We start from the raw sequence: 16363 nt of genomic DNA on the forward strand, positions 1-16363 counted from the left end.
CGCCGACGTTGATAGCGTGGCCGAGCGCGGCCGACAATCCCGCATCCGCCGGCTCAATTGACGATGCCGGTTGGACGCATCGGGACAACGGCCGGTTCAAACAGCAGAGCGTTCAATCGCCGTACGGAAGGCGATCCTGTCGCGCAAAAAGGGCGGAAGCGCGTCGCGCTCCCGCCCTCGAGCCGCCGTCGTATCGCCGCGCCGTTATTGCTGCTGGTCGATGACCTGCACCACCTTCTGATCCCGCGGGTCGACCAGCACGACCTGCTCGCCGATCGCCAGATACTGGTAGTTGGCGAGTTCCGGATTGCTGCGCGCGAGCTCATCGGGCACGCGGCGCAGGCTCAGGCAGCTCGGTCCGGACGAGGTCGATGGCGATGTCGTCGAGCCCACCGTGCCCGTCTCGGTGGCGGCGCGGCGCAGGATCTGGCGCTGATCGTCCGACAGCACGATGCGGGTCGAGCTTACGCCGTAGCCACCGCGGTCATAGCCGAGATCGGCGCGCATGCCGTTTTGCGGGATCACGTCGACGATCTCGCGGCTGCGCGGATCGATGATGGCGATCTCGTCATGCACAACCGTATACTCGTAGCCGCGATATTGCGGAACGATGGTGACGATGTCCGACGGCAGCGGACGCGGCCGCACGCGCTCCGGCAGGCGCTCGCCGACATTGATGCGGATGTCGATATCGGCGCGGGCACGGTCGAAGTCGTGATCACGCTTGAGCTGGTCGACCACGCGGGTCTTCTGCTGCTCGTTGACCGAAACCTGCGTGCTCGAGCGGGTGCTGTTGGTCTGGGTCTGGTTGCTGGCCTGCCCGGTCGCATCCGGCTTGCCCGCGGTGGCGCCGGCCGGACCGGTCTGCTGGTTCTGCTGCGCGGTCGTGCTCTTGCTGTCCGTTGCGCCCGGCTGATTGGCCTGCCTGCTGCGGTCGGTCTGCTTGTCGGCCGCCTGGTCCGACGTGCCGGCCTTGCGCTCGTCCTGGCTCTGTCGGCTCTTGTCGATGCCGCTGCGATCGGCCTCGCGGTCGGACTTGCGGTCGGTTGCACCCGACTTGCTCTCGGCCGCGCGATCCTCGCCCTTGCGCGGTTCGTCGGCGCGTCCCTGCTGTTGCTTCGACTCGGCCTTGCCCTTGCTGTCAGACTGCTTGCTGTCAGCCTGGGACCTGGTCTCGGCGCTGTCCTTGGCATCGTGGTCGCGCTGCGCCGAGGCCGGCCCGCGCTCAGCCTTGCTGTCAGCGCCCTGCTTGGTCTCATGCGCCGAGCGCTCCGAGGCTCGCTCCTGCGCCTGCTCGCGCCCGGTCGAGGACGAAGGTTCGCTGCGGCGCAGATCCTGCGCGCTCTGCTTCGCATCGGACCCGGCGCGTTCCGCCGCGGCAGCGCCGCCGCCCTTCGACTCCGCGCCCGGACGGGCCGCCTCGCGCGGCGAGGCCGCCGCCGGGCCACCCTCGTGCTTCATTTCCGATTGCGCTGACGCGGCATTCGCACCCGCGCCGATCGCGAGAATGATGGCGGCAGTTCCCAGCCAATGTTTCGTCGTCATATAAGAACCTCCTTGGTTCATGCCCCATGGAATCGGGCGGACAACGCAAACAGCCGCCCGGTGTTGCCGGGCGGCGCGAGAAAAAAGCTACGGAACGATTTCGATGAACGGCCTTCAGGCCGCGCGATCGAGATGGGCGACGAGACCGGCAAACAGGCCACGACCGTCGGTGCAGCCCATGATGTCCTCGACGTGATTCTCGGGATGCGGCATCATGCCGAGCACATTCCCGTTCTCGTTGACGATGCCGGCGATGGAATGCGCAGCACCGTTGATGTTGCTGATGTCGCCGACCTCGCCATCGGCCGAGCAGTAGCGATAGAGCACGCGACCATCGCCATTGAGGCGCTTCAGGGTCTCCTCGTCGGCCGCATAGTTGCCCTCGCCATGGGCGACCGGCACGCGGATCACCTGGCCGGCATTGTAGCCGCGCGTGAACGGCGAGTCGGAGCGCTCGACCCGCAGATGCACGTCCTTGCAGATGAACTTGAGCTTGTCGTTGCGCATCAGCACGCCCGGCAGCAGGCCGGATTCGCACAGGATCTGGAAGCCGTTGCAGACGCCGAGCACAAGACCGCCTTTGGCGGCGTGGTCGCGCACCGCGTCCATGACAGGTGCCCTGGCCGCGATCGCGCCACAGCGCAGATAGTCGCCATAGGAGAAGCCGCCGGGGACGACGACGAGATCGGTGCCCTTCGGCAGCGCCGTCTCGGCGTGCCATACCATCGCCGGCTCATGGCCGGAGATCATGCGCAGCGCGCGCGCCATGTCGCGCTCGCGGTTGATGCCGGGGAAGACGAGAACGGCGGATTTCATGATCTTACGTGCTTGCTCGAGGATCGCTCCCTCGCGGCCACGCGAGAGTGTTTGAGTCTGACGAGAGCTCCAAATTCAACGCTCGCACACCGGCAAGGAGCTCATCGACCGAATGTTCGACAAGGACCAGATCACGCGAGATCTCCAGCAGTCGCTCGTAGATCTCGCGCTCGGTCACGGCCATTGCCCTATCCCAGCAGCTCCACCCGGTAATTCTCGATCACCGTGTTGGCGAGCAGCTTGTCGGCGGCCGCCCTCAGGGCGGCCTCCGCCTTGGCCTTGTCGGCGCCTTCGAGCTCGATGTCGAACACCTTGCCCTGGCGCACGCTCGCGACGCCGTCGACGCCGAGCGATTTGAGGGCGCCCTCGATCGCCTTGCCCTGCGGATCGAGGATGCCGGATTTCAGCGTCACCGTGACACGCGCTTTCACGTCTTGTTCCCTTTTAGCTCTTGACGAGAACCGGACCGGAGCCCACCGGACGCTCGTTCTCCATCAGGATGCCGAGCCGCTTGGCGACCTCGGTATAGGCCTCCAGAAGGCCGCCAAGATCGCGGCGGAAGCGGTCCTTGTCGAGCTTCTCGTTCGACTTGATGTCCCACAGCCGGCAGGAATCGGGGGAAATCTCGTCGGCGACGATGATCCGCATCATCTCGTTCTCGAACAGCCGGCCGCACTCCATCTTGAAGTCGACGAGGCGGATGCCGATGCCGAGGAAGAGCCCGGTCAGGAAGTCGTTGACGCGGATGGCGAGCGCCATGATGTCGTCGATCTCCTGGGGGGTCGCCCAGCCGAACGCGGTGATGTGCTCCTCCGACACCATGGGGTCGTTGAGCTGGTCGTTCTTGTAATAGAATTCGATGATCGAACGCGGCAGCTGGGTGCCTTCCTCGATGCCGAGGCGCTGCGACAGCGAGCCCGCCGCCACATTTCGAACGACGACCTCGAGCGGCACGATCTCGACCTCGCGAATCAACTGCTCGCGCATGTTGAGCCGGCGGATGAAGTGAGTCGGTACCCCGATGTCGTTGAGGTGCTGAAACAGGTACTCCGAGATGCGGTTGTTGAGGACGCCCTTGCCTTCGATCACCTGATGCTTCTTGGCATTGAAGGCGGTGGCGTCGTCCTTGAAGTGCTGGATCAGGGTGCCCGGCTCGGGGCCTTCGTACAGGACCTTGGCCTTGCCTTCATAAATGCGACGCCGACGGCTCATTGGGATGTACCGTGTTTTGTTGAAATCCATGAAATGGTGGGCTCCGGATGACTTTGGACAGGACCACGACGGAGCTGCCGCGAGGGCCCGGATGTTAAGGAAACAGAACGAGAACCGGGCCTGTGGGAAACCTATCTCATTGGTGTCCCGAGCACAATCGATCCGGGCCTCGGGAGCGGAGTTTTACCGCCCTTCCCTGCGGCCTCGTACCCGTTGTATTGGCAAGATGTTCCAATTATTTAGGCGTGCGGCCACCGCCCCGCAACCGCCTGCGCGGTTAACCCTCTTCGGCAACACTGGAAGTTCCGACCATGACCACGTTCGACAAGCGCGAGGACGCCTTCGAGAAGCAATTCGCCCATGACGAGGAATTGAAGTTCAAGGCAGAAGCCCGCCGCAACAAGCTGCTCGGCCTGTGGGCAGCCGAAAAGCTCGGCAAGTCCGGCGCTGACGCCGACGCCTACGCAAAGGAGGTCGTCGCGGCCGATTTCGAGGAAGCGGGCGATGCCGACGTGCTGCGCAAGGTGCTGGGCGACCTCGCCGCCAAGGGCGCGGCCGTCACCGAGGCGGACGTGCGCGCGAAGATGAGCGAGCTGCTGTCGACCGCCGTCGCCCAGGTCAAGGCGGGACAGTAAGAGGCGAATAGCGAATAGGGAGTGGCGAATAGGGATCTCCTGCCCCTATTCGCTACTCGCAATTCGCTACTCGCTTACTCCTCTTTGAATCCATATTCCGGCACGTTGCCGCTGGCGCCGTAATATTTGTACGGCAGGAACTTGCCCGACATCGTGATCTTGACGCGGTCGCCCTTGGCATTGGGCAGGCGCTCCATCACCATGTCGAAATCGATCGCCGACATGATGCCGTCGCCGAATTCCTCCTGGATCAGCTCCTTCCAGGCCGGGCCGTTGATCATCACGAGCTCGTAGAAGCGATAGATCAGCGGATCGGTCGGCGGCATCTGCACGCCCTCGCCGCGCATCGGCGTCTCGTTCAGCATCGCGATCTCGGACTTCGACAGGCCGAACAGCTCGCCCGCATTGGCGGCCTGCGGCTTGGTCAGCTTCATCTGGCCGAGGACGGCGCCGACGATCAGCACCTCGGAATAGCCGCCGATCGTCTCGCAGATGTACTTCCAGCTCCATCCCTTCTCGCGCTTGATGTCGAGCAGCTTCTCGGTGAGGTCGGATCGCTTCATGCTTGGTCTCCCTTGAGAGTCTTCGTTGATGGGTTTCTTCCGGCGGGGCGTCAGCGGGCGATCGCCTGCGGCGCGTCGTTCTCGACCGGGTTGGACGCGACGATCGTCGGCTCGCTGCGCCCGATCTTCACCACCGGCACCTTGCGCGGGTCGTAATCGGGCGTCTCGGCGGTGAAGGTCTTGCTGCGGCTGACCAGGAAGTCGATGATGTGGTTGCGCAGCGCGTAGTACAGCGGATGGCGGTGCAGGTCGCCGCGCAGCCGGTCCTTCGGCAGCGGGTTCTCGACGATCTCCGCCAGCACCGCGCCCGGCCCGTTGGTCATCAGCACGATCTTGTCGGCGAGATAGATCGCCTCATCGACATCGTGGGTGATCATGAACACGGTCTGGCCGGTCTCGACGCAGATGCGCCGCACCTCGTCCTGCAGCGTGCCGCGCGTCAGCGCATCGAGCGCTGAGAACGGCTCGTCCATCAGCATGATCTTCGGCGTGATCGACAGCGCGCGGGCAATGCCGACGCGCTGCTTCATGCCGCCGGACAGCTCCGACGGCCGCTTGTGCTCCGAGCCGGCGAGGCCGACGAGCTCGATATATTTCAGCGCATGCGCCTTGACCTTGGCGCGGTCCCATTTGCGCCACTTCGACGAGACTGCATAGGCGACATTGCCGAGCACCGTCCGCCATGGCAGCAGCGCGTGGCTCTGGAAGATGACGGCGCGGTCGAGGCTCGGCCCCTCGATCGCCTGGCCGTCGACGATGACGGCGCCCTCGCTCGGCACGTCGAGGCCGGCAAGAACATTCAGCACCGTGGTCTTGCCGCAGCCGGAATGGCCGATCACGCAGACGAACTCGCCGCGCGCCATCGCGAGCCAGAGATTCTCGAAGATCGTCGTGCTGCGCGCCCCATCATAGCGCTTGGCGATCCCTTCGATGGAGATGAATTTGTCGGTCATAGGAAGGTCTTTCCGTTCCCTCCCCCCTTGTGGGGGAGGGTCAGGGAGGGGGGTCCCCCACGAAGACTCGCGCGTGGGGCACCCCCACCCCTAACCCCTCCCCGCAAGGGGGAGGGGAACGGAGTTGCGCACCTTGCAGCAGTTCGCCTGATCATGCCCTACTCCGGAAACGTCACGAGCCGCGACACGCGGGCCAGGATCTGATCCAGCACCATACCGACGAGACCGATCAGCAGGATCGCGATGATCACGTTGGTGATCGACAGGTTGTTCCATTCGTTCCAGACGAAGTAGCCGATGCCGGTGCCGCCGACGAGCATCTCGGCGGCGACGATCACGAGCCAGGCGATGCCGATCGAGATCCGCATGCCCGTCAGGATGGTCGGCGCCGCCGCTGGCAGGATGACGGTGAAGGCGCGGCGGAAATTCCCGACCTCGAGGGTGCGGGCGACGTTGATCCACTCCTTGCGCACGCTCGCGACGCCGAAGGCGGTGTTGATCAGCATCGGCCAAACCGAGCAGATGAAGATCACGAAGATCGCCGACAGGCTGGAATCCTTGATGGTGTAGAGCGCGAGCGGCATCCAGGCGAGCGGCGAGATCGGCTTGAGGATCTGGATGAACGGATCGAGCGCCTTGCTCATCAAGGGCGACATGCCGATCAGGAAGCCGAGCGGGATCGCGACCGCGACCGCGATCAGGTAGCCGAGCATGACCCGCCCGAGCGAGAAGGCGAGCTGGATGCCGAGCCCCTTGTCGTTCGGACCGTTGTCGTAGAACGGCCGCCGCAGATGCTCCCACAGCTTGGCGCCGACATCGAGCGGCCCGGGCATCGCCGACTTGCCTTGCGTCGCTGTCATGCCCATCAGCTTGGCGTATTCGGGGCTCATGTTGGCAGCCGTGCCCGTGCTGCGGGTGGCGATATGCCAGGCGCCGAGGAAGACGGCGAGCAGAAAGATCGAGACGACGGCGGCGCGCAGGCGGAGTGAGGCGGTCATGACGTCGCTCCACCCACGCTGTCGTCCCTGCGAACGCAGGGACCCATAACCACCGTCGGCAGTTGGTGGAAACGATTGTCGCTACCGCCCCTGCCCCAAGACAGGTCACGGCGTATGGGTCCCCGCGTTCGCGGGGACGATACCGGTGGTGTGGTTGGCGGCGTGTTCATCACCATGGGTGGGGTCGGCAGCGTCGCCCTCGTCGCCCCCATCACGACGCCTTCTTGATCTTGAAGCTGGCGACGTAGTCGTCCGGCTTGGTCGGGTCGAACGGCTTGCCCATCACCGAGAACGATTTGTAGGAGTCCTTTGGCGGCGAGAGCCCCATCTCGGTCATGACCTTACGGGTGTCGGTGGCGAGATAGATCTGCTCGGCGACCGCCTTGTAGTCGACATCGCCCTTGATCTGGCCCCAGCGCTTCATCTGGGTCAGCATCCACACCGCGAAGGACTGCCACGGGAACGGATCGAAATCGACGCGCTTCGGATCGGTCTTCACCCCGCCGAGGCCGTCGGCATAGGTGCCGGTCAGCACCTGCTCCAGCACCGTCACCGGCGCATTGATGTAGTTGGCCGGCGCGATCGCCTCGGCGATCTGCTTGCGGTTCTCGGCCTTCGACGCATAGGCGGTGGCATCGACGATGGCGCGGGTCAGCGCGGCGAAGCTGTTCGGCGCGGCCGTGATGAACTCGCGGCTCGCCGCGAAGCTGCAGCAGGGGTGACCGTCCCAGATCTCCTTCGAGAGAATATGCAGGAAGCCGACGCCGTCAAAGATCGCACGCTGGCAGATGTTGTCCGGCGCGAGGAAGCCGTCGATGTTGTCGGCGCGCAGGTTCGCGACCATCTCCGGCGGCGGCACCGAGCGCAGTTGCACGTCGGTGTCGGGATCGAGGCCGTGCTCGGCGAGATAATAGCGCAAGAGATAATTGTGCATCGAATAGTCGAACGGAATGGCGAACTTCATGCCCTTCCAGTCCTTCGGGTCGCGCTTGTCCTTGTGCTTCATCGCAAGCACGATGCCCTGCCCGTTGATGTTCTCGATCGCGGGCACGGTAAACGGGATCGGCTGCGCGCCGAGTCCGAGCGAGATCGCGATCGGCATCGGTGCCAGCATATGCGAGGCGTCGTATTCCTTGTTGATGGTCTTGTCACGGATGACGGCCCAGCCCGCCGTCTTCACGACCTCGACGTTCAGGCCGGCCTTGGAATAAAAGCCGAGCGGCGCGGCCATGATGATCGGCGTCGCGCAGGTGATCGGGATGAAGCCGACCTTGAGATCCTTCTTCTCGGGCGCGCCCGCTTCGGCAAAGGCTTCGGTCGCCGTCTTCAGCGGAAAGAATTGTGAGACCGCGGCGAGCGCGGTGGCGGCGCCCACCGACTTCAGGAACGCGCGACGGGTGGCTGCTTCCGGAAACACCGCACGCAGCACGGCTGACGCGACCACGTTCTCGTAACGCTTCTCGGTGGAGTCCGCCACGGGCTCACAGCGCAGCGTCCGCACGGCGTGCTCGTGTTCGGCCGGACTGCGATGCTGGCCGCAGATACAACCGGCATTCACGCTGGCCTCGGCATCGAACGGATCATCGAAAATCGACATGTGCTGCGCCCCTTTGTCACACCTGCGCTGACTGCGCCTTCGAACTGCTCATCCGGCCGCATTTTTCAGCGGCCGGACGTGCCCTTGCGAATTTTCTATGCAGCTTTTATGCCGCCTTGCTGGTCATCGCCGGCATCGGCAGACCTTCCTCGATCGGCAGCGACGGGTCGCGCGACCACTCGTTCCACGAGCCGAAATACATCCGCACATCCTTCACGCCGGCGTTCTTCAGAGCGAGGAAGGTGTTCGACGCACGCGCGCCCTTGAAGCAGTAGAGATAGACCGGCGTGTCGACCGTGATGCCGACAGTGGCGCATTCGGCGAGGATCTCGTCCTTCGACTTGAAGCGCGGACCTTCGGCGGTCGGCTTCATCATGCGGTACCATTCGAGCCAGACGGCGCCGGGGATGCGGCCCTTGCGCGGGCAGAAATCCTTGCCGTAGGGCGAGGAGGAATCGCCGATCCACTCGTCGACATCGCGGACATCGAGAATGGCGATGGCGGGATTGCCGACCGCCGCGAGCATGGCCTTGGCGTCGATCAGGATGCTGCCCGCCTCCGGCACGATGCTGAACGAGGCCTTGGTCGGCGACGGCGCATCGGTGGTCACGGCCATGCCTGCGGCAACCCAGGCATCGTAGCCGCCATGCAGCACCTTGATCTTGGGATAGCCCAGCATCGTCAGCAGGAAGTAGCCGCGGCAGGACTGGCCGAAGCCGGAGTTCATCGACTGCTCGTAGACGACGGCGGTCTCGGCACCCGACAGGCCGGCGGCGCCGAACGCGTCGGCGAATTTCGTCTTCAGCTCCTCGATGCCTTCCGGCGTCGACGTCGCGAGATAGGTGAAGATCTCATGGACGTTGACCGCGCCGGGAAGATGTCCCGCGCCATAGGCATCCGGATTGCGGGTGTCGATGACGACACACGGTTCTTTCTTGATGAAATCAGCGAGTTCGCCGGCAGTAATCAGAACGTCCGTCATGGCAGGCCTCTCCTGGTCTAAACTTTGTTGGTTTGCCGTTCTCGCCGGCGTCAGCCGTCGGCGAGCATCTTGCGGAGCTGCTTGGTCGCGGGGGTGACGATCGCGACGAAATAGGCCTCGCGCAGGCGACGTTCGGCGCGATTGCCCTTGATGTAGCCGCGCGCTCCGCAATGGAGCATCGCGGCGTGAGCCGCAGCCACGCTGGCCTCCCCGGCCCGGAGGCGCAGCGCGACGACCTTGCGCCAGGTGGTCTCGTCCGTGTTGAACGGATCGCTGGCGAGGATCATGGTCTCCCGTGCGAGCTCATCGGCGAGCGCGCTGAAGTCGACCGGCTGCTGCGGCAGATAGCGGTTGACGTGGCCGAGCGGCGCCTCGACCTCCTGCATGATCTTGATGCAGTCCCTGATCAGGCCGAGCGCCATGCCGGCCTGCAGAAGAATGAAGCCGGCGCGGATCTTCTTCACGAAGGGGCCAGCGGGATCTGCCAGAATCAGTTCGTCCGGCACGAACAGGTCGCGGAGCTGGATGCCGTAGGTGCCGGTGCCGTCCATTGCGAGAAACTGCTGGCACGGCTGCAGCGTCACCGCCGGGTCCGAACAGTCGACGATGAACATCACGATCTCGCCGGGCGCATCCTCGCGCTCGAAGATCGTGCCGAACATGTGGTCCGGCCCGAGGTTCGAGACCCAGGGCAGCACGCCGCGCACGACGTAGCCGCCCTCCACCTTCCGGCCCTTCAGCTTGAGCTTCTCGATGCCGAAGAAGCTCTTCATCGGGTTGGAAAGGCCGGTGCCGCCGAGCAGCCTGCCGCTCGCGGCATCGTCGAGCAGACGCTTCTTGAGCGCCTTGTTGTCCGAATTGGCGATGTACCAGACCAGCGTGTTCTGGCACCACGCCATGAAGGCGGAAGCGCCGCAGACCTCGCCGATCGCCGAGATCGAGTCGATGGTGCAGTTGAGATCGGCCTTGCCGCTCTCAGGCACGTGGCTGCTCCACGCACCGACCTCGCCGAAGCGGCGGAGAACGTCAGCCGGATACACCGTTCCGGCGTCGATTCCGCTGGCCAGCGGCGCAAGCTCGTTGCGCGCGATCGCCGCGACCTGCTCCACGGTCGACGGCACGGGCATCACGCCCGCACTGTCGATCGCCAGATGCTGTCCGAGTGAACCCATGACGTCCTCCGCTCCACATGGCCTCGAGCCAGGCTCAGACGCCGACCTCGAGATTGACGGGACGCGTGAAGGTGTTGGCGACGGGCGACCACTTCTTCACGTGGTCGACCAGGGCCTGGACCTCCTCCTTGGAAATGCCTTCGCACTCCATGTCGACCTTGACGCGCACGTCGGTGAAGCCGACCGGCTTCTCGCTGACGTCGCCGGTGCCCCAGACGGCGGTGATGTTGAGGTCGCCCTCGAGCTCCAGCTCGAGCTTGTTGACGGTCCAGCCGCGATGCACGGCATTGGCGTGCAAACCCACCGCAAGGCAGGAGCCGAGCGCGGCCAGCGAGGCCTCCGACGGATTCGGCGCGGTATCGTCGCCGAGCAGACCGGGCGGCTCGTCGACGATATAGGGCGCGAGGTTGCGGATGTAGTTGGCGTGGCGGAACTTGCCTTCCGCCACGGTCTTGCACTTCAGGGTCTTGATGACCTTGGGGTTGGCCTTGCCGTTGACGATGAGCTGTTCGAGCCCGTTCTTGTCGATGGGTGCGAGGCAGCCCGTCAGCGCCGTCTTCTGAACCACAGCGGTCATCTCATTTCTCTCCCTGGGATGAGGATACCGAACGGTCTGTATCCTGCACGAAGCGTGCCAGAGAGGCCGAAAATCAAAAGCCGGAATGATCCTCGCGGCTTACGCGATCAGGGCGGCGAGCAGCGCCCCGCCACGACCCAGCCGCTGCCCAAGTGCGATGCAGAATGCCGCCTTCAGCGATCAAATTGAGCGCAACGCTGCCTCGACCGCATCAGCAGCCTTGCTGACTCACGCGCACAGCGATTAAGCTCGTACACATGGGCAAGTCAGCTGCGGGCAAACAAACCGGCAAGAAGCAGGCGATCGCAAGGACGATCGCGGCCAGCGACGACGAATCCGCGCGCGGCCGTCTGCTCGGCGCCGCCACGCGGCTGTTCTGCAAGAACGGCATCAATGCCACCGGCATCGATGCGATCATCAGTGAGGCGGGCACCGCGAAGACCACGCTCTACAAGCTGTTCGGATCAAAGACCGCGCTCGTCACCGCCGTGCTCGAAAGCGAAGGCAAGCAGTGGCGTGAATGGTTCATCGCGGAAATGGAGAGCGGCGGCGGTGACGCCGAGACCAAGCTGGCACGCATCTTTCCGGCGCTGAAGAGCTGGTTCGGCGAGGAGCGCTTCTACGGCTGCCCCTTCATCAATGCAGTCGGCGAGCACGACAAGGACCAGAAGCAGTTTCGCACCATTGCGATGCGCCACAAGAAAGTGGTGCTGGCGCATATCGAGAAGCTCGCCCGTGAGATGGGCGCTGCCGAGCCGGAGAGCTTCTCGCATCAGCTCGCACTGCTGATCGACGGCGCGATCGTGGCGGCGATGGTGTCACGCAATCCCGAGGTCGCGGACACGGCCGGGCTGGCCGCGAAGGCGCTGATCGAGCCGGCGAGGCACAAGACGGGAAAGCGCCTCGGCAAGCCGGACACGCAGCTCGCCGCTGTGTGAAGCGGCCTGCTCGCCCTGAGTCCCACCCACCGTCATTCCGGGGCAAGGCCGCAGGCCTTGAACCTGGAATCTCGATCTTGTCTTGCGCCCATTCCTCACAATCTCGAGATTCCGGATTCAATCGCCAACGCGCAAGCGCGTTGGCGATTGAATCCGGAATGACGGCGGAATGGACGGGGAGGACGGAGCTGTCAACTCGTGACGCCGCGGAGCGCCCCGTGCAAAGCCATCAATCGAACTAGCGGAAGTAGTCTGTCACAAGCTTCACGTCGGCCTGATCCGCGACTGCGCCGTTCAGGCTCGAATCGATCACGCGGCGGCAGGCGGCGACCGCAGCCTCGTCGCCGAGCTCGTTGGCCGCTTCGAGCACATGCCAGGCCACATCGACTGCCGCGCCGTCCGCAGGCGCCTCGCGATGGCCGAGCCGTTGCTCTCCGCGAAGAGGAAATCCCATGCCGCTCATCCGCGATCACCTCCGTCCGTCGCTGCAGGTTCAATACGCCGCGGCTCGCGGCGCGGACGCCTTGCCGCCTTTGCCTGGATTCTTGCGGGACTGATAGAATTCGAGCACGCTGCGCGACGTCTGCGACTGGAGCTTGGCATAGTCGCGCTCCAGCTCCTGCAGCTCGCCGGCCGTGATGCGATGTTCGCGGGCGCCGAGGAAGGCGAGCGCCATCATCGTATCCCAGGTAAAGCCAAGCGCCTTGGCGAGCATCAGCAGCATCTCACGGTTACGGTCGAACAAGGCGCGCTCGACGACGTCGACCGGCAGTCCCGACAGCAGCGCGAGGCCGATCGTCACCTCCTCGACCTTGTGTGCCGTCGCATAGCTGGCAATGGTGCTCTCGTGCAGATTGCCGAGGCGATGCTGGATCGTCACGGTGCGCTTGGCGACGAAGTAGTTGCGCGAGCCGGGGCCGAACTTCGACTGCAGGTCGCCGGCGATGTTGGCGACCGAGCTACTGATCTCGCCAAGCAGCTCCGGCCGCTCCCCGGCCAGCCGCTTGCCGACATCGTCCGAGGCCTTGGCGATCAGTTGCTGGAACAGGTGGCGCGGGATGTCGAGCCGCCGGCCGAGATGCTCGGCGAGGATCGAGTCGTTCTCTGCTCGCTGGACCATGTGCAGGAAACCGGCACCGGAGAACTGGGCGCCCTGATTGCGCGCCACCGCCGTGGCGACGTCACGGTTGCCGCGCGTGGCCAGCACGTCGGTCACCGCCGGGCTCAGCGTTCGGCGTTCGGCGATCGCGAGCAGATGGTCCTGGCTCTTGGTGCTGGCGTTCTCGACCAGCGTGGCGTCATCGAGCCGCTCGGACTCGCGCAGCACTGGACCGGCGACCCAGATCTCATCGTCGAAGGCCAGCTTGCGGATGACGCTGGCCGGCGAATATTCGATCCTGGCGAGGCGATCCGCAAGCTTGGCGCGCGCTTCGATCTCGATCTCGTCGGCGAGCCGGCCGATCACCTCGCCGAAGGTGGCGATCTCCTCCTCGCAGTAGCGCCCCGCGATCAGCAGGTCGGTCGCATGCCACAGCGCGCGCTCGCGGCTGTCCGCGGTCCCCCGCGCAATCGCATCCTCGAGGTCCCGCAACACCGATCTGGTTTCGTTCATGATGAAAGGCCGCACAGTTGCAACGATGAAAGGGCAATGCGCAGATCATAGCGTTCGAACCCGAGCGTTCCGTAACCCGCGCCGTGCGGATTTGACCGGGCATTTTCACTCAAATGCGCGCGCGCGCGTTAAGCATGCGGCCGGGGATCCGGTCGCGGCGCGATCGCCGCGCCGATCCGTTCTTCCCGCGCGAGCGACGCAGGAGGCCTACGGCATGACGCGGAGCGCGCGCGCCTCGGACTCCGCGACCGAGCGTTCGCGCGATGTCCACGGGCACTCGGCGAGAGCGCGGTCGATCAATTGCATGGCATCACGCTCACGACTCTGTTCGAGCATCAGCTCGCCGGCGAAGAAGCTCGCCTCGCAACGCCGTGCCCTGCGCGTGGCGGGAGCACCACGGTCGGCCGCCGCAAGCACAGCCTCTGTCGTCTCCTGCCCGAGGAAGAGACGGACGATCGGGGCCGGCCATTTGCCCATGTCGAGCCGCTTCGCGTGGTCGGCGAGCTCGCTCGGCAGGCCGGCGCGGCGGCGGGCCAGATCCAGCCACAGGGCCGCATCGGCATTGTGGGGATCGATCTCGCTGAGCCATCTGAAATCGTCGTGCGACTGCTCCAGGAGACCCGCCTGGAAGCTTGCGATCCCCAGCGCGCGATAGGCTTGCGCCCGGTAGCCGTTGCGCCCGAACGCCCGCCCGAAGCCCGACCCCGGCTGCGGCTCGCTCTCGCGCAGATCAGGAGCGGCGCGATCGAATGCGGCAAGAAGACCGGCCGAGGACTGCTCGATGACGATCTTGTAGTCGTCGATCGCATGCTCGACATCTCCCTTGCGGAAATAGGCTCCGGCGCGCGCGAAACGGGCCTCGATCACCTGCGGCGTCGCCGGCTTGCCGTGCTCGATCACGACAGTGCAGCCGGCGATGCGCTCATCGGCGCCGAGATCGGCCGCGGTCGTGCACCGCTTCGCGCCGGCTGCGTGGGCGCTTGCCGACAAGCCGAAGATCGAACCGATGATCAACGCACAACACAGAAACGAGCGCCATCGTCGCGTAGTCATGAATGCCCCCTTGGTCTTGCTCTTTGTGCTGCGATCTAACCAAAACCGATCGGGCAAACCACAATCTGGAATTGCGATCGCAAATCATCCTTCAGCCGGTGTAAACGGGATCGCAGACTCGGCCTGCCCTGGATGTTTGGATCAACTGCTACGGCGGAGTGAGCCACGCGACGGCGCAATCGGCGATTGCGCTCACGCGGGGAGCTGGCAGGCGGCGCCGTGCAGCCGGCAATGCGACCGTCAGCTACTTCGCTTCGGCGATGAGCGCCTGCAGCCGCACCAGCTCGGCCTCGAGATTCCCTTCGACATCCGCCGCCTTCACTTCGGTGACGCGGTAGTCGCGGCTTTCCAGCCACGCCCGTCGCGCGCTGCGGTCGGCGACGACGCCCTCGCTCTCGCCGGGGCCCACCAGCTCAATGGCGAGGCGGTGGATGAAAGAGACGAAGTCGGGGATGTGGCGGCCGACCGGGGTCTGGCGCTTGAACTGGCCGGCGAAGCGGCGGTCGCGCGACAGCGCGTGCCACAGCGCGCGCTCGGCGTCGGTCGGGTTGCGGCGGAGCAGCCGCGCCAGCCCGCGCAGCGAGCCGCGCGAATCCGGCAGGTTCGCCACCGTGCCCTGCTCGGCGATCAGGGCGCGCAGACGCGTCGCCTGCTCGCTGTCGAGCACGCCGCCCTTGGCCGGCCCCTTGCGCCCCTCGGCGATCGCCATGACCACGCCATGCAGGGTGTGGATGTCCTGCCGCGACGGCTCCATGCGGAAGAAGATGTTGCGCAGGTTGACCAGCATGGTCTCGCGCTTCTCGGCCGGCCGCAGGAATTCGACCCGGTCGAGCTCGCGCACCAGGTTCTCGAAGAACGCTTCCATCTGATCCTGGGAGGCGCGCTCGGAGCGCTCCGGCATCGCGAAGGGCAGCGCGCCAGATGTCACCAGCTTGAACCATTCATAGCCCATCAGCAGCACCGCCTGGGCGAGGTTCAGCGAGGCAAAGCCTGGATTGACCGGATAGGTGACGATGCGGTTGGCGCGGGCGACCTCCTCGTTGGTCAGGCCCGCGCGCTCGCGGCCGAACAGGATGCCGGCCCGGCCGCCAGCGGCGATCTGGCCCTGCATCTCGCGGGCGGCCGCCTCCGGTCCCATCACCGGCTTGGCCTGGTCGTGGGCGCGGGCGGTGGTCGCGAAGACGAGGTCGAGGTCGGCGATCGCCTCCGGCAGGGTGTCGAACAGCCGGACATGATCGATGATGTGGTCGGCCCCGGCGGCCGCCCGCTGGGCGGCGATGTTCGGCCAGCCGTCGCGCGGATTGACCAGGCGCAGCTCGGACAGCGCGAAATTGCCCATGGCGCGCGCCGCCATGCCGATGTTCTCGCCGAGCTGCGGCTCGACCAGGATCACCACCGGGCCTGCAATCTCCAATCCCACCTTGGTCTTGTCGGTGCCCGACACGCTCAATCCTCGCCCTCTGAATCCGGTTGAAGCGCCCGCGGCGCGCCCTGCCCGCTCCGTTGACCTGACCGGAGAGAATTCTCAAGCAAAATAATCGGCTTAGCCAAGAATTTTAGGGTTTGCTCGAACCTGCAGACCGGCCGGCAGCCGCCGTTGCCCACCGCATGAGCGGGCTGCGAAAATCAGCACCGGGCGCATACCGGGTGCGCTTCCGCCCGCGGTGCAGCAGTGCTATGACGCGCTTGATTTCACAAGCGCTTTCCACT

The 16363-nt window shown here is 65.2% G+C and carries 17 protein-coding genes; 2 read left to right on the plus strand and 15 right to left on the minus strand.

Annotated elements, in window-relative coordinates; translation table 11 throughout:
* Nucleotides 1-204: 204 nt before the first annotated feature.
* The 4 genes from QX039_RS25545 to purC all read right to left on the minus strand — a co-directional run bounded on the left by QX039_RS25545 (nucleotide 205) and on the right by purC (nucleotide 3573).
* Nucleotides 205-1461 carry a DUF1236 domain-containing protein gene (locus QX039_RS25545; RefSeq protein WP_315774323.1) on the minus strand — a complete coding sequence of 419 codons (1257 nt, stop codon included), beginning with the start codon at nucleotides 1459-1461 and terminating at the stop codon, nucleotides 205-207.
* 198 nt (nucleotides 1462-1659) lie between these two features.
* A complete protein-coding gene (gene purQ, locus QX039_RS25550) occupies nucleotides 1660-2361 on the minus strand; it encodes a phosphoribosylformylglycinamidine synthase subunit PurQ (protein ID WP_315737352.1) in 702 nt (233 codons plus the stop codon).
* Nucleotides 2362-2549: 188 nt separating this feature from the next.
* Nucleotides 2550-2792: a phosphoribosylformylglycinamidine synthase subunit PurS gene (purS, locus tag QX039_RS25555; protein WP_315737351.1), complete on the minus strand. Its 243-nt coding sequence runs from the start codon at nucleotides 2790-2792 to the stop codon at nucleotides 2550-2552.
* A 13-nt stretch (nucleotides 2793-2805) separates the two neighbouring features.
* Complete coding sequence (purC, locus tag QX039_RS25560; protein WP_208866972.1) at nucleotides 2806-3573, minus strand: phosphoribosylaminoimidazolesuccinocarboxamide synthase; 768 nt, start codon at nucleotides 3571-3573, stop codon at nucleotides 2806-2808.
* A 311-nt stretch (nucleotides 3574-3884) separates the two neighbouring features.
* On the opposite strand from purC, the gene QX039_RS25565 reads away from it, so the two are divergent.
* Nucleotides 3885-4208 carry a DUF1476 domain-containing protein gene (locus QX039_RS25565; RefSeq protein WP_315737350.1) on the plus strand — a complete coding sequence of 108 codons (324 nt, stop codon included), beginning with the start codon at nucleotides 3885-3887 and terminating at the stop codon, nucleotides 4206-4208.
* Nucleotides 4209-4282: 74 nt separating this feature from the next.
* Here the strand turns inward: QX039_RS25565 and cynS are convergent, their stop codons facing one another.
* The 7 genes from cynS to QX039_RS25600 form a co-directional block, all read right to left on the minus strand.
* On the minus strand, nucleotides 4283-4771 hold the full coding sequence (gene cynS / locus QX039_RS25570) for a cyanase (protein WP_315737349.1): 489 nt from the start codon (nucleotides 4769-4771) through the stop codon (nucleotides 4283-4285).
* A gap of 50 nt (nucleotides 4772-4821) precedes the next feature.
* The gene (locus QX039_RS25575) at nucleotides 4822-5724 is read right to left on the minus strand and encodes an ABC transporter ATP-binding protein (protein WP_315737348.1); all 903 of its coding nucleotides are present in this window, start codon (nucleotides 5722-5724) and stop codon (nucleotides 4822-4824) included.
* A gap of 158 nt (nucleotides 5725-5882) precedes the next feature.
* Complete coding sequence (gene ntrB, locus QX039_RS25580) at nucleotides 5883-6722, minus strand: nitrate ABC transporter permease (protein WP_315737347.1); 840 nt, start codon at nucleotides 6720-6722, stop codon at nucleotides 5883-5885.
* Nucleotides 6723-6933: 211 nt separating this feature from the next.
* Nucleotides 6934-8319: a CmpA/NrtA family ABC transporter substrate-binding protein gene (locus QX039_RS25585; protein WP_315737346.1), complete on the minus strand. Its 1386-nt coding sequence runs from the start codon at nucleotides 8317-8319 to the stop codon at nucleotides 6934-6936.
* A gap of 106 nt (nucleotides 8320-8425) precedes the next feature.
* Complete coding sequence (locus tag QX039_RS25590) at nucleotides 8426-9301, minus strand: sulfurtransferase (protein ID WP_315737345.1); 876 nt, start codon at nucleotides 9299-9301, stop codon at nucleotides 8426-8428.
* 50 nt (nucleotides 9302-9351) lie between these two features.
* A complete protein-coding gene (locus QX039_RS25595) occupies nucleotides 9352-10473 on the minus strand; it encodes an acyl-CoA dehydrogenase family protein (RefSeq protein WP_315774269.1) in 1122 nt (373 codons plus the stop codon).
* A gap of 34 nt (nucleotides 10474-10507) precedes the next feature.
* On the minus strand, nucleotides 10508-11050 hold the full coding sequence (locus QX039_RS25600) for an OsmC family protein (protein WP_315737343.1): 543 nt from the start codon (nucleotides 11048-11050) through the stop codon (nucleotides 10508-10510).
* A 257-nt stretch (nucleotides 11051-11307) separates the two neighbouring features.
* Here QX039_RS25600 and QX039_RS25605 point away from each other — a divergent pair, with 257 nt between their 5' ends.
* On the plus strand, nucleotides 11308-11988 hold the full coding sequence (locus tag QX039_RS25605; protein ID WP_315774267.1) for a TetR/AcrR family transcriptional regulator: 681 nt from the start codon (nucleotides 11308-11310) through the stop codon (nucleotides 11986-11988).
* A 238-nt stretch (nucleotides 11989-12226) separates the two neighbouring features.
* Here the strand turns inward: QX039_RS25605 and QX039_RS25610 are convergent, their stop codons facing one another.
* The 4 genes from QX039_RS25610 to QX039_RS25625 all read right to left on the minus strand — a co-directional run bounded on the left by QX039_RS25610 (nucleotide 12227) and on the right by QX039_RS25625 (nucleotide 16097).
* On the minus strand, nucleotides 12227-12442 hold the full coding sequence (locus QX039_RS25610; protein ID WP_315774266.1) for a hypothetical protein: 216 nt from the start codon (nucleotides 12440-12442) through the stop codon (nucleotides 12227-12229).
* 39 nt (nucleotides 12443-12481) lie between these two features.
* Complete coding sequence (locus QX039_RS25615; protein WP_315737340.1) at nucleotides 12482-13600, minus strand: DUF2336 domain-containing protein; 1119 nt, start codon at nucleotides 13598-13600, stop codon at nucleotides 12482-12484.
* A gap of 207 nt (nucleotides 13601-13807) precedes the next feature.
* A complete protein-coding gene (locus QX039_RS25620; RefSeq protein WP_316219532.1) occupies nucleotides 13808-14590 on the minus strand; it encodes a hypothetical protein in 783 nt (260 codons plus the stop codon).
* Between the two features lie 307 nt (nucleotides 14591-14897).
* Nucleotides 14898-16097 carry a TrmJ/YjtD family RNA methyltransferase gene (locus QX039_RS25625; protein ID WP_315774264.1) on the minus strand — a complete coding sequence of 400 codons (1200 nt, stop codon included), beginning with the start codon at nucleotides 16095-16097 and terminating at the stop codon, nucleotides 14898-14900.
* Nucleotides 16098-16363: the final 266 nt, after the last annotated feature.

It is taken from the genome of Bradyrhizobium sp. SZCCHNR1043 (genome assembly GCF_032489675.1).
GTDB lineage: Bacteria > Pseudomonadota > Alphaproteobacteria > Rhizobiales > Xanthobacteraceae > Bradyrhizobium.